The organism is Nannocystis pusilla (genome assembly GCF_020073745.1).
GTDB classification, from domain to species: domain Bacteria; phylum Myxococcota_A; class Polyangia; order Nannocystales; family Nannocystaceae; genus Nannocystis; species Nannocystis radixulma.
This window is the reverse complement of sequence record NZ_JAIRAU010000044.1, coordinates 168,103-187,363: the sequence shown is the minus strand read 5'-3', so window position 1 is coordinate 187,363 and position 19,261 is coordinate 168,103. Positions and strand designations below refer to the sequence as shown.

The 19,261-nt window shown below is 70.6% G+C and carries 16 protein-coding genes; 11 read left to right on the top strand and 5 right to left on the bottom strand.

Annotated elements, in window-relative coordinates:
• Positions 1–52 precede the first annotated feature (52 nt).
• The gene (locus K7C98_RS32130; RefSeq protein WP_224195641.1) at positions 53–1,252 is read right to left on the bottom strand and encodes a sensor histidine kinase; all 1,200 of its coding nucleotides are present in this window, start codon (positions 1,250–1,252) and stop codon (positions 53–55) included.
• 249 nt (positions 1,253–1,501) lie between these two features.
• Here K7C98_RS32130 and K7C98_RS44070 point away from each other — a divergent pair, with 249 nt between their 5' ends.
• The 5 genes from K7C98_RS44070 (at position 1,502) to K7C98_RS32110 (ending at position 7,531) form a co-directional block, all read left to right on the top strand.
• Complete coding sequence (locus tag K7C98_RS44070) at positions 1,502–1,630, top strand: hypothetical protein (protein ID WP_263430009.1); 129 nt, start codon at positions 1,502–1,504, stop codon at positions 1,628–1,630.
• 81 nt (positions 1,631–1,711) lie between these two features.
• Positions 1,712–2,845 (top strand): BPSS1187 family protein, encoded by a 1,134-nt coding sequence (locus K7C98_RS32125; RefSeq protein WP_224195640.1) that lies wholly within the window; start codon positions 1,712–1,714, stop codon positions 2,843–2,845.
• 205 nt (positions 2,846–3,050) lie between these two features.
• A complete protein-coding gene (locus tag K7C98_RS32120; RefSeq protein WP_224195639.1) occupies positions 3,051–4,625 on the top strand; it encodes a right-handed parallel beta-helix repeat-containing protein in 1,575 nt (524 codons plus the stop codon).
• A gap of 331 nt (positions 4,626–4,956) precedes the next feature.
• Positions 4,957–5,847: a hypothetical protein gene (locus tag K7C98_RS32115; protein ID WP_224195638.1), complete on the top strand. Its 891-nt coding sequence runs from the start codon at positions 4,957–4,959 to the stop codon at positions 5,845–5,847.
• A 10-nt stretch (positions 5,848–5,857) separates the two neighbouring features.
• Positions 5,858–7,531 (top strand): hypothetical protein, encoded by a 1,674-nt coding sequence (locus K7C98_RS32110; RefSeq protein ID WP_224195637.1) that lies wholly within the window; start codon positions 5,858–5,860, stop codon positions 7,529–7,531.
• On the opposite strand, the gene K7C98_RS32105 is transcribed toward K7C98_RS32110, so the two are convergent.
• The 3 genes from K7C98_RS32105 to K7C98_RS32095 form a co-directional block, all read right to left on the bottom strand.
• The gene (locus K7C98_RS32105) at positions 7,532–8,605 is read right to left on the bottom strand and encodes a hypothetical protein (protein WP_224195636.1); all 1,074 of its coding nucleotides are present in this window, start codon (positions 8,603–8,605) and stop codon (positions 7,532–7,534) included.
• A 260-nt stretch (positions 8,606–8,865) separates the two neighbouring features.
• On the bottom strand, positions 8,866–9,408 hold the full coding sequence (locus K7C98_RS32100; protein WP_224195635.1) for a hypothetical protein: 543 nt from the start codon (positions 9,406–9,408) through the stop codon (positions 8,866–8,868).
• Positions 9,409–9,503: 95 nt separating this feature from the next.
• The gene (locus K7C98_RS32095) at positions 9,504–10,676 is read right to left on the bottom strand and encodes a tetratricopeptide repeat protein (protein WP_224195634.1); all 1,173 of its coding nucleotides are present in this window, start codon (positions 10,674–10,676) and stop codon (positions 9,504–9,506) included.
• Positions 10,677–11,691: 1,015 nt separating this feature from the next.
• Here K7C98_RS32095 and K7C98_RS32090 point away from each other — a divergent pair.
• Positions 11,692–12,894, top strand: coding sequence for a hypothetical protein (locus K7C98_RS32090; protein ID WP_224195633.1), 1,203 nt, complete (start codon positions 11,692–11,694; stop codon positions 12,892–12,894).
• Between the two features lie 187 nt (positions 12,895–13,081).
• Here K7C98_RS32090 and K7C98_RS32085 read toward each other — a convergent pair whose 3' ends face one another.
• Positions 13,082–13,756, bottom strand: a complete 675-nt coding sequence (locus K7C98_RS32085; protein WP_224195632.1) for a trimeric intracellular cation channel family protein — start codon at positions 13,754–13,756, stop codon at positions 13,082–13,084.
• A 92-nt stretch (positions 13,757–13,848) separates the two neighbouring features.
• Here K7C98_RS32085 and K7C98_RS32080 point away from each other — a divergent pair, with 92 nt between their 5' ends.
• The 5 genes from K7C98_RS32080 to K7C98_RS32060 all read left to right on the top strand — a co-directional run bounded on the left by K7C98_RS32080 (position 13,849) and on the right by K7C98_RS32060 (position 19,237).
• Positions 13,849–14,205 carry a hypothetical protein gene (locus K7C98_RS32080; RefSeq protein ID WP_224195631.1) on the top strand — a complete coding sequence of 119 codons (357 nt, stop codon included), beginning with the start codon at positions 13,849–13,851 and terminating at the stop codon, positions 14,203–14,205.
• 243 nt (positions 14,206–14,448) lie between these two features.
• Positions 14,449–14,970, top strand: a complete 522-nt coding sequence (locus K7C98_RS32075) for an EXPERA domain-containing protein (RefSeq protein WP_224195630.1) — start codon at positions 14,449–14,451, stop codon at positions 14,968–14,970.
• A 262-nt stretch (positions 14,971–15,232) separates the two neighbouring features.
• Entirely contained in the window at positions 15,233–17,848 is a 2,616-nt protein-coding gene (locus K7C98_RS32070) for a cytochrome-c peroxidase (RefSeq protein ID WP_224195629.1), read from the top strand.
• 152 nt (positions 17,849–18,000) lie between these two features.
• Positions 18,001–18,558: an NUDIX hydrolase gene (locus K7C98_RS32065; RefSeq protein ID WP_224195628.1), complete on the top strand. Its 558-nt coding sequence runs from the start codon at positions 18,001–18,003 to the stop codon at positions 18,556–18,558.
• A gap of 82 nt (positions 18,559–18,640) precedes the next feature.
• Complete coding sequence (locus K7C98_RS32060) at positions 18,641–19,237, top strand: hypothetical protein (protein WP_224195627.1); 597 nt, start codon at positions 18,641–18,643, stop codon at positions 19,235–19,237.
• The last annotated feature ends 24 nt before the right edge of the window (positions 19,238–19,261 follow it).

Sequence of the window (19,261 nt, the reverse complement as noted above, 5' to 3'; positions counted from 1 at the left end):
GGCTCCGGGCTCACCGACGAACGGCTCGCCGCGCATACGGCCGAGGTCGGCGTCAGCTCGCGTTGCTCGCGCCCCGGGGCCGGCGCGGGAGCGTCAGCGTCAGCGTCGTTCCGCGGTCCGCCGCCGAATCAGCGTCGAGGCCGCCGCCGTGTGAGCGCGCGATCTCCCGCGAAATGTGAAGACCGAGCCCGAGCGACCCGCGGGAGGGGGCCGTCGGGTCGGCGCGCTGGAACGCCTCGAACACCGAGCCGAGCCGCTCCGGAGGGATCGGGTTCCCCCAATTGTGCACCGCCACCGTCACCTGCTCCTCGTCGACGTCGACGTCGACCGACACCCGTGAATCGAGCGGGCTGAACTTGAGGGCGTTGTCCAGCAAGTTCGTCAGCACCTGCGCGACCCGGTCACGGTCCCAGTGACCCGGTATCGCCCCCATCTCGCCCGACTGCTCGATCGTGCGGCCCGGATGCGTCAACGCGGCCTCCTCGATCGCCTCGCGGATCAACTGCTGCATGTCGCAGTCCGCCGGCCGGACCGGCATCCGGCCGAGGCTGCGCTCCTGCGTGAAGTCCAGCAGGTCACCGATCAGCCGCACCGCCCGCTCCGCGTTGTTCCGCAGCCGTTGCAGCGACCGCATCGCCAGCTCGCTGAGGCCCGGGCTGCGCATCAAAATGGTCACACAGTTGAGGATGATCGCCAGCGGATTGCGCAGGTCGTGCGACACCACGCCGATCAACTGGCGCTCGTACTCTCGCGCCTGCAGCAGCTCGGCGTGGCTCGCCTGCTCCGCGGCGTCGCGCTCGGCCGAGAACTGGTCGACGGCCGCGGCGACCCCCACCGAGACCACGCGGAGGATCGAGCGCAGCTCCGACGACTCGATTCGGTGCTCCTTCTCCGCGAGATAGTCGAGCAGCACGTCGATCAAGATCGCGTACTCGTCGACGACCGCGCGCACGTCGAAGCCGTGGCGGTAGCGGTGGATGCCGTGCTCGCGGGCCACCTCCACGGTGGGCTGCGTCACTTCGGCGTCGAGCTCGTCCTGGGGCAGGCCCTGGCGCAGCGCCTCGGCCACGCGGACCAGGAACTCGGGCAGGCTGTCGATCAGCTCGAGCGTCGGCAGCGTCTCGAGCGTCGGCAGCGTCTGCCTGTCGACGTGACGCCGGCGCATGCGCTCCACCCACCGCGCGATGATCACCTGGCGGTCGCGCTCGAGCTGCTCGGCCAGCGCGTGCGCCTGCTGCGAGCCCGTCGACATCGTCCGGCCAGGGTAACGGAACCTGGTCCGGCGGGCCGGGCGTCCGCAGCTCGAACGGCCGAGAACACCCGCCGGCACGGCAGCGCCGCGCACGGCCGTGTTCGTCGGAGCGCTCCGGCGAGGCCGGCGCCGCCGCCCGTCCGCTGTCCCGGCCTTCTGCCACCATGCCCGCGCCTCGCGTCCGCCACGATCTCGCCGGCATCGACGACCGCTGGGGTACGCCGACGACATCGCCGCGAGCTTCTCGCTGTGGTCCGCGTCGATCACGACCTGCCGCGGCTCGAGCGCGACGATTCTGTCGTCGCGTGGTGCGAGCGCGTGCGCGAGCTGCACGGCGGGCTCGGGCGGGCCGCCCCCATGTACGCAATTGCGGCGTGACGATCGCACGGTCATTCGCTCGGTGAGACCACGACGTCCGGCGAGCACCGCCGCGCGACGTCTTCTGGCATCCTCCCCCGCATGCGAAGCACGCGATCGATCTGCGCGGCGCTGCTGCTGGCCGCCTGCGGCGGCGAGCCGGCCGACTCTGCCACCGACACGACCACCTCGACCGCCTCGACCACGACGACCGCGAGCACCTCCACCTCGAGCGGCGACGACGGCACCACCGACGCCCCGACCGGCACCACCACCTCGTCGACCTCGCTCGAACCCACGACCACGAGCGCGACCACCGGCACCACCGCCGAGGCCACCACGGGCACCGCCGATCCGGGCACCACCACCGAGGCGATGCCGGCCGGGCCGATGGTCGACGTCTCCGGCCCGCAGCTGTACGAGTTCTCGTTCAAGCCGGACGAGGCCGACCCCGCGGCCGCGCTGGCGCTGAACACCCAGCTGGCCCACCTCGACACCGCCGCGCCGCTGCAGGGCCGGCTGGTCGTCTACCTGCACGGCGCCGGCGCCCCGGCCACCTGCGGCTCGCAGGCCCACGGCATCCTGCTCGCGGGCATGGGCTTCCACGTCATTCACCCGTGCTACGTCAGCGACTACGGCGTCGGCAACTGCGGCGACGACATCGGCGGCTGCCGCCTCGAGGCGTTCGAGGGCGTCGACCGCCACCCCTTCATCGCCATCCCGCCGGCCGACAGCATCGAGACGCGCGTCGTCAAGATGCTCGAGCACCTGCAGGCGCTCCACCCCGGCGGCGATTGGCAGTACTTCATCGCGGACGGCAAGCCGCGCTGGTCCGAGATCGTGATCTCGGGGATCTCCCACGGCGCCAGCAGCTCGGGCGTGATCGGCATGAACCGCGAGGTCGAGCGCGTGGTCATGCTGTCGGGCCCGCTCGACAGCGGCCAGGCCTGGCTCACCGGCGCCCCGCTGACCCCGATCGACCGCTTCTGGGCCTTCACCCACACGGCCGACGACCAGCACGCCGGCCACCTGCAGAGCTTCGCCGACATGATGCTGCCCGGCGAGCCGTTCGTCGTCGACGGCGCCGCCGCGCCCTACATGGATTCGCACCGCCTCGTCACCTCGGCGCCCACCGGCGACGGCCACAGCTCGACCCAGGCCGGCGGCTCCTCGCCGAAGGACCTCGACATGTACGTATTCGAGCCGGTCTGGCGGACCATGTACGGCGCCCTTTGAGGTCCGCCGCCTCCGACGATTTCGCACGTGTCCCTGTGGACATATCGTGCGTGTCCGGCGCCTCTTCGCCTCCGCACATTGGGGTCGAGCGTCCCTCAGGATAGCCCCCTAGGGGCGTCCAACTGCACGTCTTCGCGTCCCCGCGAACGGGGACGCACTTGACGGGATGTACGCGGGCGGGCAAACGACACGCCGGAGATTTGGCATGCGGACACGGTTCGAATACGCACACTTCATCCCTGCGGCGCTCGGCGGCGCGGTCCTCGGCCTGCTCGCGCCGTCGCTGGCGCTCGCCGCCACGCTGCAGGTCGGCGCCGACAAGACCTACAAGGCGGTCAAGGACGCGGTCGCTGCGGCCAAGAGCGGCGACGTCATCGAGATCGATCCGGGCGAGTACGTCAACGACATCTCGTCGATCAAGGTCGGCGACCTGACGATCCGCGGCGTCGGCGACACCCGCCCCCACCTCAAGGCCACCGTGCCGCCGCCGAACAAGAAGGGCATCTTCGTGGTCGAGCTGGGCGTCGGGCCGGTGACGGTCGAGAACCTCGAGTTCTCGGGCGCCAAGATCAGCGCGGCCGACGGCAACAACGGCGCCGGCATCCGCGCCCAGGGCACCGACCTGACGGTCCGCAACTGCTACTTCCACGACAACCAGAACGGCATCCTCGCCGGTGACGGCGCGATGACCGTCGAGTACTCGGAGTTCGCGTTCAACGGCGAGGCCGGCTACGAGCACAACATCTACGTCGGCGCCGGGCCGAAGTTCGTGTTCCGCGGCAACTACTCGCACCACGTCAAGTCGGGCCACGCCGTCAAGTCGCGCGCGCTCGAGAACCACATCCTCTACAACCGCCTGATGGAGGAGGCCGACGGCAAGGGCTCGGCGCTGATCGACCTGCCGCAGGGCGGCCTGTCGTACGTGATCGGCAACCTGATCCAGAAGGGGCCGGCCGCCGAGAACAAGAACCGCATCGTCTTCTACAAGGGCGAGGGCGCCACCAACCCCGACCTGCGCCTGTTCGTCAGCCACAACACGTTCGTCAACGACGGCTCGCCGAACGCGGCGTTCGTGCACGCCCCGACCGGCGCCGAGGTCCACGTCGCCAACAACCTGTTCGTCGGGCCCGGCACGCCGATCAAGACCGACGACGCCAACACCATGGTGGTCGACCTCGGCAACCTCCAGACCGAGGACGCCGTCCTCGTCGACCGCGCCGGCTACGACTACCACCTCGTCGACGGCGCCGCCGCGATCGACGTCGGCGAGGCCCTCGACGCGCTCCTCGTGCCCGACACGCAGTACCTCCACCCGCTGCAGACCGAGATGCGCCCGGTCGTCGGCGCGCCCGACGTCGGCGCGTACGAGTGGGGCGTCGACGAGAGCACGACCGGCGACGACTCCACCACCGGCGACGACTCGACGAGCGCCGGCCCGACCGGCCCCGACCCGGACACGACCGGCGACGAGCCCGGCGACCCGACCCAGGGCGGCTCCACCTCCGACGAGCCGACCTCCGGCGGGCCCGGCGGCGACACCAGCGGCCCCGACGCGACGACCGGCGACGGCCCGACCACCGGCGACGGCCCGGGCAGCCCCGGCAGCGACGGCAGCACCGACGCCACCGCCGGCGTCGACGGCACCGACACCAGCCCCGGCGGCGACGAGGGCGCCAGCGAGGGCTGCGGCTGCCGCAGCGACGCGCCCGGCGGGTCCGCGGCGCTGCTCGCCGGCCTGGCCGCGCTCGGCCTCGCGGGCCGGCGCCGGCGCCGGGCGTGAGCCGCCGTCATGAGCATCAAGGGACATGTCGTATTCGACATGTCCCTTTTATCATCTCATGACACCGCTCGCATCACGCGCGTGACTGCCGCGCGCTTCGGGCGAGCCGTGTGACATGCCCGTTCAGACATGTTTTTTTAAACATCTCGTAAGAGGCGATTCGCAGGCCGTCGCGCGATCAACCTCATAGGAGTTTGATCAGCCGTCAACGTCGTAGACTCGACGCCGCTCGTGCAACCGGATAGCACGTCGGGCACGCGGCCCGAGAGCGCTATTGGCTGCAGGCCCAGGATCTTGTAGCGTCAACGAACGAGAACCTACCCCGCAGGAGATGACCATGATGGTGCTCGCGCTGGTCCTCACGCTCGATGTGTGCCCTCCGGTCATCCGTCCCGTGTGCGACGCGCTCGAACGCGAAGACAACGCCGCGGCGGCCGACCTCGCGGCGGCTCTGGCCCTCGATCCGGCCGTGCCTGCCGTCCACCGGCAGTTCGGCGCCAAGATCGCCAGCGGCGTGTGGCTCGAGTTCGAGGCCACGCCGGCCTCCCGCTGCAAGGCCCTCGAGCTCCTGCAGGCGTACCGGGCCGCGCCTGAGAACCCCCGTCCCGCGGTGCTCGAGCGCCGCTTCGCCAGCCTCGCCGGCGCGTGCGACGAGAAGACCCCGCCGGCCAATTCGGAGCCGCCGGAGCCGCCGCCGGATTCGCCGCCGGCCGAGGCGCCGAAGTGCGGCTCGAACTGCGGGCGACCGCACGACCCCGACGACTACTTCGCCCTCGCCGCCAAGCACCGCGATCTCGAGGTCGTCATCGCCGTCGGCTCGCAAAAGCCCCCTCCTCGGCGGTCCCGAGCTCGCGTCCCGCCGCGCAAGCCCGTGCGCCCGCAGGTCGTCGTCGGCGGCACCCTCGTCGCGGTCGGCGGCGGTCTGCTCGGGGCGCTGCTCGGCTCGCTGGTCGTGTTCGCCGACCACGAGCACGAAGGACGGCAGCTCATCCGCCAGGCGCCGGGACGCGACTGGACCGCGCCGGAGCAACAGGAGTTCCTGCAGGTCTACGGCAAGGCGGAGCAGGCGCAGCACGTGGCCATCGGCACGGGCGTCGCCGCTGCCGTCACGATCGCCGTCGGCGCGGCGCTCCTCGGGACCATGCACAAGCACAAGAATTCGCGAGCTCGTGCCGCGGCCCGTGTCGCCGGCCCCGGACTGGTCTTTTCGCTCAGGTTCTAGGAGATCGATCATGCGCGCGCTGACCCCTGCACTGCTGCTGATGACGTCGGGCTGCCTGTCCGATCTGTGGGCCGACGCGTCGAGGAAATTTCCCGCGATCGATGGGACGAGCAGCTCGACGGGGACGACCTCGACCGGCACGAGCGACGGCGACGAGTCGACCGGGAGCGTGCAGACGGTGACCGGCGCGATCACCTCGACCTCGACGTCCGCGGACGCCTCGTCATCGTCGACGACGGGCGAGCCGGAGCTCAAAAAGCCGACGATCGCCGCCTTCACGATCGAGCCGAGCTTCCTCAGCGAGGCCGGCCCGGCGGTGCTTCACCTCGAGGCGAGCGCCGACGTCGTGGCGGTGGAGCTGCGGGTCGACGGCGCCCTCGCGCAGACGACCACGCCCGACGCGTTCGCCTACGAGTTCTTCGCCACGTCCGCGGCGATGGCCAACGGCGAGCACGAATTCGAGGTCCGCGTGTTCAACGACGACGGCGCGAAGGCCGTCGCCCACGCCACGCTGACCGTCCTGGCCCCGACGGCCGGCACCGAGCGCTGCACCTTCGCCGAGCAGGCCGGCACGATGAGCTGGATCGCGAGCGTGGTCTACGAGACCGACGCGCTCCTCGCGGCCGGCACGATCGCCACCGACGACGGCCTGCGCGCCGCCGTGTGGCGCCTCGACCCCGACACCTGCGCGCCCCTGCCCGGCTGGCCGCGCACGCTGACCCAGTGGACGGCCCACTTCGAGTGGATGGCCGCGACGTCGCAGGCCGCGGCGCTCGCCGTCGACGACCACGGCTACCTGGCCGTGGCCGCCAACCTCGGCGCCGCGCCGCTGTCGCAGCCGTACCTGGCCCTGCTGTCGCCGGAGGGCTCGGCGATCTGGGAGTACCTCGGCAGTCCCGGCGACGAGATCGCCGGCGTCGCCGCCGCGCATGCACCCGACGAGCACCTGCTCGCCGTCGGATCGCGGGTGACGTCGCTGGAGCCGATCTCCCATGATGCGATTGTGTGGTCGCACACACCGAGCAAGAATCTCACGGTCGTGAACGTGCTATCTGCCCCGCTGCAGGCCGACGAGGATCCAGACGATCTGAACATTCGAAGTGAACGACTTCGAGGGGTCGCGCTGCATCCTTCGCAGGACGTCATGGTCGTCGTCGGCGAACGTACGTATCGGTCCAAGGTGTTTCCGGTCGATCGAGAGCGGGGGTTCCTCGCTCGGTTCTCGCCGGACGGTGCGTATTCGGGCCAATGGACGTCCGACGGCAATTGGACCCTGCACGACGGCGCACGCGCGGTCTCTGCCTGCGGCGATTCACTGGTGATGGGAGGATGGGGCCGGGAGGACAGCGAGCTGAATCCACTGACGCGATTTATCGATTGGGACGGGACCGCTGCAGACCGCCGCCCGGAATCGATCGCCAATACACTGACTCGCGGCATCGCCTGCGATCGCGAGGGCAAGGTGTTCAGCGCCGGCACCCAGGAGCTGCTCGGCGACTCGGACGGGCGGGTGTTCGCCTTCCGCGACGCCGACAGCCCGCTGGCCTACGACATCAAGCACGGCGGCGCCTCCCTCGACGGCTTCAACGCCGCCGCCTGCGACGAGCGTGGCTTCTGCGCGGCCGGGGGCGTGCAGACGACCCAGATCAAGACCCAGGCCTTCCTGCGGGTCTATCACCCCTGATCACTCGGGGATGTAGGTCGCGCAGAGCTCGGTGAGCTGCGCAATCATGTCAGCGAAGTAGGGCCCGTAGCTCGGCTCGCAGACCGACGCGAAGATGGCATGTTCCATCTTCTGCACGAATTCGTAGGAGGGGTTCTTCTCGCCTGGTTCCGAGTCCGGGCAGACGGGGTGCGCAGTGTGAGAATCGGGTGCAATGACGAGCGCCTGCACCGCGTCCCGGTTGCCCCCCTTGGCCGCGTAGAGCGCCTCGACCCATTCGCCAGGATACCCCGTCGAGTAGCTGTCGCCAGCATGAATGATGGTGACCACGAGCAGGGCGTCGTTGCGGAGGAACCCGTCGTTGCACCTTCCGGACCCGTTGAGCTTGGGGGACAGCGCGTCGATCATCGCATTGAACGACATGGGCTCGACCCCCTGAGTGCCCACACGCGCGAGGCACGAGAACGCCTCGAGCAGATCGGGCTCCTCCTTCGTCATGATGTAGCGGCGCCCGCCCGCCAGCTTGCACCGGCGATTCGTCGCGTTCGCGCCGACCGGGAACGTCGCGCCTGCTCCGCGCGTCTGGTCGCACTGGTCCGTCTCGGCCCCGCACCAGTAGGGCTCACCCAGCGGATCGCAGTCCTGCGGATCGGCGCACATGCTGCAATCGGGCATCTTCCAGAAGCCGGTGGCGTCCGCGACCATCACGTGCGCGTCGAAGCCGAGCAGCTCCGTCTCGATCGTGTCGATGAATTCGGGCATCGCCGCGAGCAGCTGCTCTTGCACCTCGTCCATCACGCCCTGCCGCGAGATGATGAACAGCAGGTCGACCTTGCCCTTGCAGCCGATCGGCTTGTGGTCGCCGAAGTCGGGGATCTGCGGCGCGCCGGTCTCCGGCAGGCTCGTGGACGTGTCCGCCGCCGACGTGCCCGTCGTCTCGGCCCCCGTCGACGTCGTGCTCGACGAGCCCGACCCCGTCGAGCTCCCCGCGCTCATCGGTGCCACCGTCACCGCGTCGCCGGGACCGAACCCGGTCGCGGCGGAGTCGCCGGCCTGGCAGGCCGCGACGAACGTGAGGGCGAGCCACGGCCGCATCTCGGCGAGGGTACACGAACCGCCCCCGCCTCGCTACCACACCTCGATCGGCCCCCGGCGCGCCGCCTCGGCCACCCGCGGTGAGGATCGCGTCTTGCTGGTGGCAGCGGCCCAGCGCCCGCACCGCCCCACCACGCTCCGGCCAGGACTCGTGCCGGGGCGCGAGGTCCCGGGGCCGGACGTCGCCGACTCGAAGACCGTTCGCGCTCGGAGCTCATGCCCTTTCAGACATGTCCGATGCACCATTTCACAGCCTGCCGCTATTCACACTCGTTCGCGCCGTAGTCGCACCAGTTGAGCGGCTCCGCCACGCAGATGTGTTTGCAGCCGTTGCAGTCGAAGTCGCCGCCGAACGCCAGCCCGACCTGGCTGCAGAACGGCCGCTCCGGCTCGTCGCACTCGCTGTCGGTCCCGCCGATCTCGCCGCTCGGCGTGCACGGCTTGTAGCACTCGCCGGACTCCGTCGCCGCCTGGCAGCCCCAGTCGTCGCACACGAAGTCGCCCGGCTGACAGTCGCGCTTGTAATTGGGATCGGCTGTCGTGCTGTCCGTTCCGGTCGATTCGGTGGTGCTCGCGTCGGTGCTGCTCGCGTCGCCGCTGCTCGCGTCGCTGCTGCTCGCGTCGGTGTCGGTCCCGGTCGGCTCACTGCTGCTCGCGTCGCTGCTGCTGCTCCCGCTGCTCGACGCCTCCGTGGTCGCGGCGCTGGTCCCCTCCGTGCCGTGGCCGGGCTCGACGAAGATGCACGCGAGGTCGGCGGCAGCGACGAGCAGGAGGGAGGTGACGATATACGGACGAGGTTGCATGCCCCGGCCCGCTTGCAACGGCCGTACCGCGCCGGGCCCGCGTGCGTTCGCAGCGACATGCGTCGCCCCTGCGGCGCACCGCGACAATCGTGTCGCTACTCCTCGTCCTCGCTGCTGATGCGGATGTGGACCTTGCCGTCGTCGGCCGGCGCGTTCGCCCGCGCGGCCAGGGCCTTGGCCGCGCCCTCGGGGTCGCCGAGCAGCAGCACCGCCTCGCACGAGCCGTTGCGCGAGAACTTGGCCTTCTTGCGCAGCACGTAGGCCACGCACTGCTTGAGCTTCTTCGGCACGCGCCCGAGGAACTTCGCGTCGCGGAACTTGCCGTCCTCGAACACCCACCGGACCCCGACCGCCGCCCCGTCCTTCGCGCACGAGTCGAGCGAGTCCTTGCCGCGGGCGACCCCGGCGATCACCCGCGACAGCGCCGGCTCGCCCTGCCCCGCCATGCGGCACGACAGCTCGCGCGTCTCGAGCCCGCCGGCCGCCAGCTCCGCCGCCTTCGACGTCAGCTCGAGCTCGACCGGCTTGCCCGCGGCGTCCTTGAGCTGCTGCGCGACGTGACAGCCGTCGGCGATCTGGAACTCGCACGCGCGGCTGAAGTGCTGCTCCGCCTTGATGACGTCGCGCTTGGTGCCGACGCCCTCGTGGAACGCGATGCCGGCCTTGAGGCAGCCGTAGCCGCTGTGGCCGACGCACGCGTTGATGAAGGCCGTCAGCCCGCGCGACTTGGCCTCGGCCGAGCTCTGTTGCAGCAGCAGGTCACCGGCGCCCGTGCAGCCGTCGATGTCGCCGAGCTTGCACCCCTTCTGGAACATCTCGATCGCCCCCGCCGGATCGGGCTCGACCCCGCGGCCCGCGCCCAGCATCTGGCCCGCGTGCGTGCACGCCAGCTGGCGCCCGCCGGTGCACGCCTTGACCGCGTATTCGTACTCGACCTGCGGCGTGCCCTGCCCGTCGCGCGCCATGTCCGAGCGGCGCTCGCACGCCTCCGGGTAGTCGGCCGCGCACGACTTCTCGTACACCTCCGCCGCCTTGGCCAGGTCGACCGGCCCGCCCTTGCCCGTCTGGTACAGCTCGGCCAGGCGGAAGCACTGGAAGCCGTCGTTCTTCTCGCACACCGCCGTCAACGGCTCGCGGGCGTTGTCGTAATCCTTGTAGTACATGGCCGCCTCGGCCTGTTCGACGCACTCCGCCCCGAAGCACGAGTCGTCACCCGGCGCTGTCGGCGGCGGCTCCTTGTGACAGCCCGCAATTGCGAGCGCGAACATGACATTGACGCGAAGACAGCGACCCCTGAGGCGCACCCCGCCATGAAAAGGCACGGCCCGCGGCCACGTCAACGAAAATTTCGGCGCCCCGCAGCGACGCAGCTTGTGTGCACCTCGGCGCCGAGCGGATACCGGCGTCGCGGCGGTGAATCTGCACAGCCGCACCGATCGCCCCGTAGCGGCCCGGCGCGCTGGATCGCGCCTTTTGCACGGGTCCCCGAGACACCGCGCCGCGCCGTGGTTCTCCGCGCCGCGCGGCGATCGCAGCGACGCGCGGACGACCGACCGGGCGCGACCGCGTGACGGCGCCGCACGAGGCTCGCTCGCACGCGTCGAGACCTCGTCCGGTACCTCGCCGCAGATCTGGCAAGCTGGGGTGCGAGAGCACCTCCGGCGACGCGCCGAGCGACGACAGCGCGAGCACGTCGCGCTCGCGCGTCTCGCGGAGCCCGGGCTCCTCACGCGCCGGTCGTGCCCGCTGGAGGCGACGCCTTCGCCCGTCGTGTCGTCCTCGCCACGGGCCGCGGCAGTCGATCCCACGCCGGCGAGACGACGCGCTCATGCCAATACGACGCGAGCCTCCTTCGGGGCGACGATGACCCCGCTCTGGTCTCGGCCAGCGGCTCGGAGTCACTCGATTCGAGCACGCGAACATTCCGGCGCGGCATTCGAACACCAAGCTCACGCGGCTTGTCGGCCCCGGAGCAGCCGACACGGGGGGGTGGCTCGTCAGCGTCGATCGCCCATGTGGGCCGACGCGACGCGCTTCGCTATTCGTCATGGACGCGGTGACGATGCCCTCGCGGCCGCGAGCACGACACGGTGACCGGGAAGCCGTACCGGCCGCCCTCGGCGCGCCCATGAATTGAACCTGGAGGCGACCGCGAACGCCGCGGTCGCCGCCTGCGGAGGCATTGGGGGTTCAAGACCGCAATCTCTCGCCAACCGCCTGCCATCGCCCATCCACGAGCGAATCGGGCGGCCCTGCGCGGAGCTTCGTTTAGACTCGCGGGCGATGCACAGGCACACGGCGATCGCAGTGACGCTGTCGGGTCTCGCCGGCGCGGCGTGTCCCGACAATACCGGGATGATGACCACCGCCACCACCGGCCCGACCGGCGGACCGACCGGCGATCCCGGCGGCGTGAGCGCGACCCTGGATACCGCCGATGCGAGCACCGACGTCACCCCGACCACCGGCGTCGCCACGACGATGGCCGTGACCGCCACCGAGCCGACCTCCACCACCGGCACCACCGGCACCACCGGCACCAGCACCACCGACGAATCGACCGCGACCTCGACCACCACGAATCCGGGGACGACGACCACCACCACCGGCGGCCCGGTCGATTGCAGCGACGAGCCGCCGATCCCCGCCGGGCCCGACGTCGTGCTCGCGCCCGAGTTCGCCGAGTTCTACAAGACCTACGAGCTCGGGCAGGTCCCGGGGATCCCCACCGACTCGCGGCTCGGCGGCTGCGTCATCTCCAACACCGACCCGAACGTCCTCCTGGTCGCCGGCGACTCCGAGACCGCCACCGGCAAGGTGTGGGCGATCGAGGTCGTGCGCGGCAATTGCGACCACATCGTCAACTTCAAGGGCGTCGCCCAGGTCGTCGCCGAGACCCCCTACGTCGACGCCAACCTCGCGCTGGTCGAGTCGGGCCTTTTGTTCTACACCGCCTGGCCCGTCAACCAGATCAGCCAATTGCTGCCCGGCCAGATGGCCCCCGGCGTCACCACCGACATGGCCGCGCTCGGCGTCGAGAACTCGGTCAGCGGCCTCGGGTTCGTCCCGCCCGGCTTCGCCGACGCCGGGGGCATGCGCACGATCACCTGGCCCGGCGGCAAATGGTATCACCTCGACCGCACCGCCAATGGCAACACCTTCGATCTCGCCAACGCCCAGCAGACCGCCGCGCTGCTGTTCGGCCCCGGCGGCTTCGCCTACGTGCCCGACGGCTCGCCCGGGTTCGAGGTCGACCACCTGATCGTCTCCGAGTGGTCGGCCGGGACCGTCGGCGTGTACCAGGTCGACGACCAGGGCGATCCGCTGCCGGCCTCGCGCAAGGACTTTTACCTCGACTTCCCGAGCCCGTGGGGCGCCTACTTCGAGCCGCTCACCGGCGACTTCATGTTCCTGACCTGGGGCGCCGGCCAGGACCGGATCTACATCGTTCAGGGCTTCGAGCCGCCGCCGCCGGTCCCGCAATGAGCCCGGGCGCGGGCGCTCGTGGGCCGCGAGCGGCCGCGCGAAAGTCGTGGCTTGACGCGCCCGTCCCCCTCGCCTGCATCATGGCCGGCGAGGGGACGAGGCATGGGGACCGATCGGGTGTGGGGCCGACGCCCTCGGCGACCTACCGACGTGGTGGGTCGGCAGCAGCGAGGTCGCCACCAGCTGATCACTCGCGCGGCTCGACCTCGACCCGCGGGTGCGGCCCCGTGCGCGCCGGCGGCGTCGTCCAGCCGAGGCGATGCGACACCACCCGCAGCGCGAACGTCACCGCGATCGCCACCACCGCGGCCCGCGACGGCGGCCACGCCAGCGCCACCGCCAACAGGCAGAACAGCGTCGCGCCGGCGCCGGCGACCAGCGCGTAGTACTCGCCGGGCTTGAACAGGAACGGCTCCTCGCGCACCAGCACGTCGCGCAGCAGGCCGCCGCCGACCGCGTTGATCACCCCGATGAAGCTGGCCGCGCCGACGCCGAGCCCGAGCGCCAGCGACTTCTGCGCCCCGACCACCGCGTAAATGCCGAGCCCGAGCGCGTCGACGACGAACAACAGCCCGCGGATCTTGTCGAGCCCCGCCGCGAAGAAGTAGCCGCACACGCTGGCGATCAGGACCACCAGCAAGTAGCGCCCGTCCTGCACGCACACCGGCGGGCCCTGCTGCAGGAACAGGCCGTCGCGCAGGAGCCCGCCGCCGACGCCGGTGGCCAGCGCGACCACGAACAGGCCCACCGGATCGTAGCCGCGACGAGCCGCCAGCAGCGCGCCGCTGAGCCCGAACAGCAGGGTCGCGCCGAGGTCGAAGTGGAGCGGCAGCAGGAACTCGTCGGGGCGGACGGCGACCACGTGTCGAGCATAGCCCCCGGGACGCGCGCGCGGATCTGCCGGCTCGCCGGCGCCGTCGCCGACCGCCGCGGCGCGCTGGTACCATCCGGCCCATGGCCACGCAGTCGATCGACATCGTCAACAACCCGGCCAACCCGGCCAACCCGACCGCCGAGCAGCTGCTGGCGCTGCCCGCCGGCGGCACCGTCGAGCTCTACGGCGACAAGCCGGGCACCGCGCTGCAGGTGCGCGTCACGGGCCTGAAGCGCGAGGCCGAGCACGCCGGGCAATTCCTCATCGAGGGCTTCGTCCGCCTCCCCGGCGAGGCCGAGGAGGCCCGCGTCGAGAGCAGCTTCTACAACGCCGCCACCGGCCGCGGCACCCTCCACGTCGAGGCGCGGTTCGCCGAGCGCTACCAGGCGCTGTCCGACGCGATCGCCGACGTCACCTACGTGCCGCGCCCGCGCTGACCCTCAGCGAGGCCAGCTCCTGCTGCGACAGCGAGCCTCCGCGATCGGCGCGACCGACGAAGCCGCAGCGGCGACAGCCTTGGCTCCGCCGCCACGACCTCGCGAACAGGGTGCCGACCTCGATCATGGCGCCGTGGTCGCGAGCCTGCGACAAACCGCGACGCGCGTCAATCCGCTGCACCGCGAACGCAGTGTGATCCGCCCGGCAACGCGGCGCCGGTCGGGCCTTTAGACTCGCGCGCCATGTCCAGGACCTCCGGCCTCTCCGCCAGCGAGCGCGTCATCATCGGCCTGCTCACCTTCTTCCTCATCATCGCCTTCACGCTCGAGCTGTACTGGATCGTCTATAACGACTCTCTGGTCGCCCGCGCCGACCACCATCTGTTCGCCCGCCTGTTCCAGATCTACGGCGACGCCGACCGGGCCTACTTCGACCGGATCACGCCGATGGCGATCGGCCTCGAGCAGATCAACGTGTTCGTCACCCAGATCGTCAACGTCTGGCTGATCTGGGCCATCGTCCAGCGCGTCTACTACCGCCACGTCCTGCAGCTGCTGGTCGGCTCGTACCTCACCTATTCGGTGGTGCTGTACTTCTGGGCCGCGCACGTCACCGGCTACCCGGACATGCGCTACCAGTCGCCCTACACGTTCTTCCTGTTCTACGCGCCCAATCTGCCGTGGCTCCTGGGCTACGCGTACATGAGCCTCGACTCGGTCCGCCACCTGTGCGCCCGCCTCCGCCGCGACCCCGGCGCGGCGTGAGCCCGCGTCTCCGCCTCGTCGACGGCCCGCGCCGCAGCGAAGCCCGGGGCTCGCCCGATACCACATCGGGTGACCCGTGATTCGCAGCATTCGCTGTGGTTGCTGTCACGAAGCCGGCGTCGGCCCCGCAGTTCGCCGGTTGAATGCCCTGGCCGGCGAGAGAGCCCCCCGGTACATCGTTCGCGCCCCTGCCCCATGAGGGGCCGCGACGACATCGAGCGGATCACAAACTCGAGGCTGCGCCGCGACGAATGAACCGGGCATGCGTATTCGCTCGAGTGCGTGGATCTACACGCTCACAATCACAGGTATAAGTATCGGATCAATATCGTCGGCCGCATGCGACTTCGACTGGGTTTGGGACGAGGACCCGCCGCCCGGGCCCGGGCCCGGCAAGCCCCCGCATGGGCCGCACGGACCGCACGGACCGCACGGAAAGCCGGCCGACGTCCCCGAATCGCTGGCGACGAAGGAGCTGCCGCCGATCTTCGACCGGATCACCGGCAAGCGGGTCGAGGCCGACCTGATCGAGGATCTCGACGCCGCCGTGGCGCTCGGCAAGGCGCTGTTCTGGGACATGCAGTCCGGCAGCGACGGCCAGGCGTGTGCGAGCTGCCACTTCGCCGCCGGCGCGGACAACCGCTCGCGCAATCAGCTGAGCCCGGGCCTGCTCGGCGGGAACGGCAAATTCGACCCCACGCGGACCGGCGGGCAGGGGGTCAACCTCCAGCTCGTCGCCCACGATTATCCGTTTCACGTCAAGAAGGACCCCGACGACCGCAAGTCGAAGGTCATCTTCGACACCGACGACGTCACATCCTCTCAGGGCGTTCTCCGCACCGGCTTCGAGGCCGTCAAGCCGGGCCAGCTCGCCGACATCTGCGAGGTCGTCGACGACCCGCCGTTTCAGGTCAAGGATATCAACGTCCGCCGGGTCGAGCTGCGCAATACGCCGACCGTCATCAACGCCGCCTTCAACTTCCGCAACTTCTGGGACGGCCGCGCCAATCGCATCTTCAACGGCCGTGACCCGTTCGGCCGCCGCAACAAGGACGCCTTCGTCCTCGAGATGAAGGCCGGCAAGCCGGTCCAGCGCAAGCTCGAGCTCGTCAACGCCGCGCTCGCCTCGCAGGCCGTAGGCCCGCCTTTGAACGAGTTCGAGGCCTCGTGCGCCGGCCGCACCCTGCCCGACGTCGGCCGCAAGCTCCTGCGCGCCCCGACCATCCCGCTCGCGTACCAGAAGGTCCACCCGCAGGACTCCGTGCTCGGACACCTGGCCAGGCCCACCAGGGGCCTGAACACCACCTACGCCAAGCTGATCGAGCAGGCGTTCGCGGACAAGCTGTGGGACTCCGATCAATGGTTCGACGCCGACGGCAAGCTGCTCGCCAACCCCAAGGCCGTCCCCGAGGGTCAGCGCTTCAGCCTGATGGAGGCCAACTTCAGCCTGTTCTGGGGCCTCGCCATCCAGGCCTACGAGCGCACCCTCGTGTCCGACGACAGCCCGTTCGACCGCTGGCGCGACGGCCGCGACAAGCACGCCCTCGGCCCCCGCGAGCGCGCCGGCCTCGACGTGTTCATGAAGGACGGCAAGTGCGTCAATTGCCACAAGACCGCCATGTTCACCAGCGCGTCGACCCTGCACCTCATCCCCGAGGACGAGGAGGGCGGGCTCGTCGAGCGCATGCTGATGTCCGAGGAGCGCTTCCACTACGGCGTCCGCACCCGGCCCGCCTTCAAGGTACACCCGCTCTCGCTGTGGAAGCCGAGCCAGAACGAGCGCTTCCTCGACCTCGACGTCGAGGCCACGCCCACCGCGAAGAACAGCCAGATCGTGCCCGGCAAGGCCGACGGCCACATCGTCCTCGGCAGGCCCGGCGGCGACGTCATCTGTACGTACGAGCCGCTCACCATGACCTTCGGCGCCGACGACTCGATCTCGCGCGACGCCAAGATCGAGGCCGTGCGCCGCAAGGGCAAGGGCTGCCCGAACAAGCTGAAGATCTCCGTCCGCGACGACTTCAAGGTCTTCGACACCTACCTCGACTTCGTCGTCGTCCAGGACGGCGACGGCCACCTCGAGTTCGTCGGCCACGCCGACAGGTCGCTGCTGCAGATCCGCCAGCCCGCCCTCTACGACAACGGCTTCTACAACATCGGCGTGCGGCCCACCGCCGAGGACATCGGCGTCGGCGGCGAGGACCCGTTCGGCAACCCGCTGTCGTTCACCGAGCAGTACGTGCAGAAGCTGCTCGGCAAGGACGTGCGCGACCCGTTCGAGGTCGACCCCTGCCGCTTCGAGGTCCCGTGGAACATCGTCGTCGACGACCCGCTGTTCCCCGGCGGGTTCAAAGACAAGACCAAATGCGGCGGCAAGCTCCCGGTGTCCACCGGCGCGCCGAAGAACAACAGCGCCAACCGCCGCTCCATCGAGCACCTGCGGACCGCCGTCCGCGGCGCCTTCAAGACCCCGACCCTGCGCAACATCCAGCTCACCGCCCCCTATATGCACAACGGCGGCATGGCCACCCTCGAGCAGGTCGTCGAGTTCTACAACCGCGGCGGCGACTTCCACCGCAACGAGGAGCGCGACCCCGACATCACCCCGCTCGGCCTGTCCGACAAGCAGAAGGCCGACCTCGTGCTGTTCCTCGAGTCGCTGACCGACCCCGACGTCGTCTACGAGCGGGCGCCCTTCGACCACCCGCAGCTGTTCGTCCCCAACGGCCTCCACAAGGTCGCCGACACCGACCCGAAGGACGGCCGCGCCGACGAAGACCTGTTTAAGAACGGCCTCGAGATCCCCGCGGTCGGCAAGAACGGCAGCAAGAAGCCGATCGCCACGTTCCTCGGGCTCGAGAAGGGCGACCTGCCCTGACCCGAAGCGCGCGCGGACATCGACCGGCGTCGGCGGCGATCGATCCGCGCCACCGATCACTTCCGCGCCCTCGTGGCGGCGCGCGCCTCCCCGGGCTCGCGCCGCCGCCGGCGCCCGCCGCCGCCGTGCTACCGTCAGCGCGGAGGATCTGTGTGACAGCATTAAAACCCTTTCGCTACGGGGAGCGCCGCGAGCTGGCGACCACCCCGATCTTCCGCTTGCACGAGGTCGAGGCCGAGCACCCGCGCACCGGCAGCCGGCGGCCTTACGTCACCCTCGACGCGCCCGACTGGGTCAACCTCGTCGCGCTGACCCCCGAGGGCCAGCTCGTGCTGGTGCGGCAGTGGCGTCACGGCACCCGGCGCTTCGAGCTCGAGCTGCCGGCCGGCGCGATCGATCCCGGCGAGACGCCCGAGCAGGCGGCCGCGCGCGAGCTGCTCGAAGAGACAGGTTACTCCGCCGCCGCGATCTCCCGCCTCGGCGAGGTCGCCCCCAACGCCGCCTTCCAGCACAACCGCTGCTACACCGTCCTCGCCGAGGGCTGCGTCCGCACCGGCGAGACCGACTTCGACGAGGGCGAGGACATCGAGATCGTGCTGTGCAGCCCGTCCGAGCTGCGGGCCCAGCTCGGCGGCCCGGTCCTCAACGCGATGGTGTTCTGCGGCCTGTACTGGTGGTTCGAGCGCCAGGGCCGCGTCGCCTGGCCGTGAGCCTCTGCGTGTAGTTCACCCGGAGGCGAGCACGGTGTCGACCGCCTCGCCGCCGCCGTCCCGCTTGCGGTATACCGGCCCGATGAGCACCTGGGTGGGCGCCATCGTCGAGACGCAGGGACGCCGGGACTTCTGGGACCTGGCGCGCAAGCAGGGCGTGGAGCCGCTCGCCACGGACGTCCCGGCGCGCGTCCTCATCGAGTTCGAGCCGCGAGGCGGGCCCGAGGCCGCCGAGCGGACGGCACAGGCGCTCTCCGGCGAGCTGTCCACCAGCGGCCTCGCCTTCGCGGCCCAGACCTGCTCCGACGTGTACGAGCTGCACGCCTTCGAGCGCGGCGCCTGCGTCCGCCGGCTGGTCTACTCGCGAGACGAGGGCGGCTGGCTCCGCGTCGAGGGCGACGTCCAGCCGTGGGAGCCGGCCTTCTTCTTCGACGACGCATCGACCGCCCCCGACAGCGACGGCTGGCCCGACATGCTCCACGACGAGCTCGCCGCCGAGGACGTGGCGCGCTTCGAGGCGGCCCGGCGCGCCGGTGATCCCAGCGCGGTGCTCGACCTGCTGCACCCGTCCTCCACCGCGCCGCTGTGGCGGCTGTGCGCCGCTCTCGATGTCCCTCCGGACGCGCCCCTGGGCCGCTGGAAGAAGCCGAGCCTGTGGGCCCGCCTCGTGCGCCGGTAGCCTGCCAGGGCCGCGATCATTCCT

What these genes read in the sequence shown, in the direction of transcription:
- K7C98_RS32130 (WP_224195641.1), bottom strand. Translation starts at nt 1,252, where the DNA reads ATGTCGACGGGCTCGCAGCAGGCGCACGCGCTGGCCGAGCAGCTCGAG.
- K7C98_RS32125 (WP_224195640.1), top strand. Translation starts at nt 1,712, where the DNA reads ATGCGAAGCACGCGATCGATCTGCGCGGCGCTGCTGCTGGCCGCCTGC.
- K7C98_RS32120 (WP_224195639.1), top strand. Translation starts at nt 3,051, where the DNA reads ATGCGGACACGGTTCGAATACGCACACTTCATCCCTGCGGCGCTCGGC.
- K7C98_RS32115 (WP_224195638.1), top strand. Translation starts at nt 4,957, where the DNA reads ATGACCATGATGGTGCTCGCGCTGGTCCTCACGCTCGATGTGTGCCCT.
- K7C98_RS32110 (WP_224195637.1), top strand. Translation starts at nt 5,858, where the DNA reads ATGCGCGCGCTGACCCCTGCACTGCTGCTGATGACGTCGGGCTGCCTG.
- K7C98_RS32105 (WP_224195636.1), bottom strand. Translation starts at nt 8,605, where the DNA reads ATGCGGCCGTGGCTCGCCCTCACGTTCGTCGCGGCCTGCCAGGCCGGC.
- K7C98_RS32100 (WP_224195635.1), bottom strand. Translation starts at nt 9,408, where the DNA reads ATGCAACCTCGTCCGTATATCGTCACCTCCCTCCTGCTCGTCGCTGCC.
- K7C98_RS32095 (WP_224195634.1), bottom strand. Translation starts at nt 10,676, where the DNA reads ATGTTCGCGCTCGCAATTGCGGGCTGTCACAAGGAGCCGCCGCCGACA.
- K7C98_RS32090 (WP_224195633.1), top strand. Translation starts at nt 11,692, where the DNA reads ATGCACAGGCACACGGCGATCGCAGTGACGCTGTCGGGTCTCGCCGGC.
- K7C98_RS32080 (WP_224195631.1), top strand. Translation starts at nt 13,849, where the DNA reads ATGGCCACGCAGTCGATCGACATCGTCAACAACCCGGCCAACCCGGCC.
- K7C98_RS32075 (WP_224195630.1), top strand. Translation starts at nt 14,449, where the DNA reads ATGTCCAGGACCTCCGGCCTCTCCGCCAGCGAGCGCGTCATCATCGGC.
- K7C98_RS32070 (WP_224195629.1), top strand. Translation starts at nt 15,233, where the DNA reads ATGCGTATTCGCTCGAGTGCGTGGATCTACACGCTCACAATCACAGGT.
- K7C98_RS32060 (WP_224195627.1), top strand. Translation starts at nt 18,641, where the DNA reads ATGAGCACCTGGGTGGGCGCCATCGTCGAGACGCAGGGACGCCGGGAC.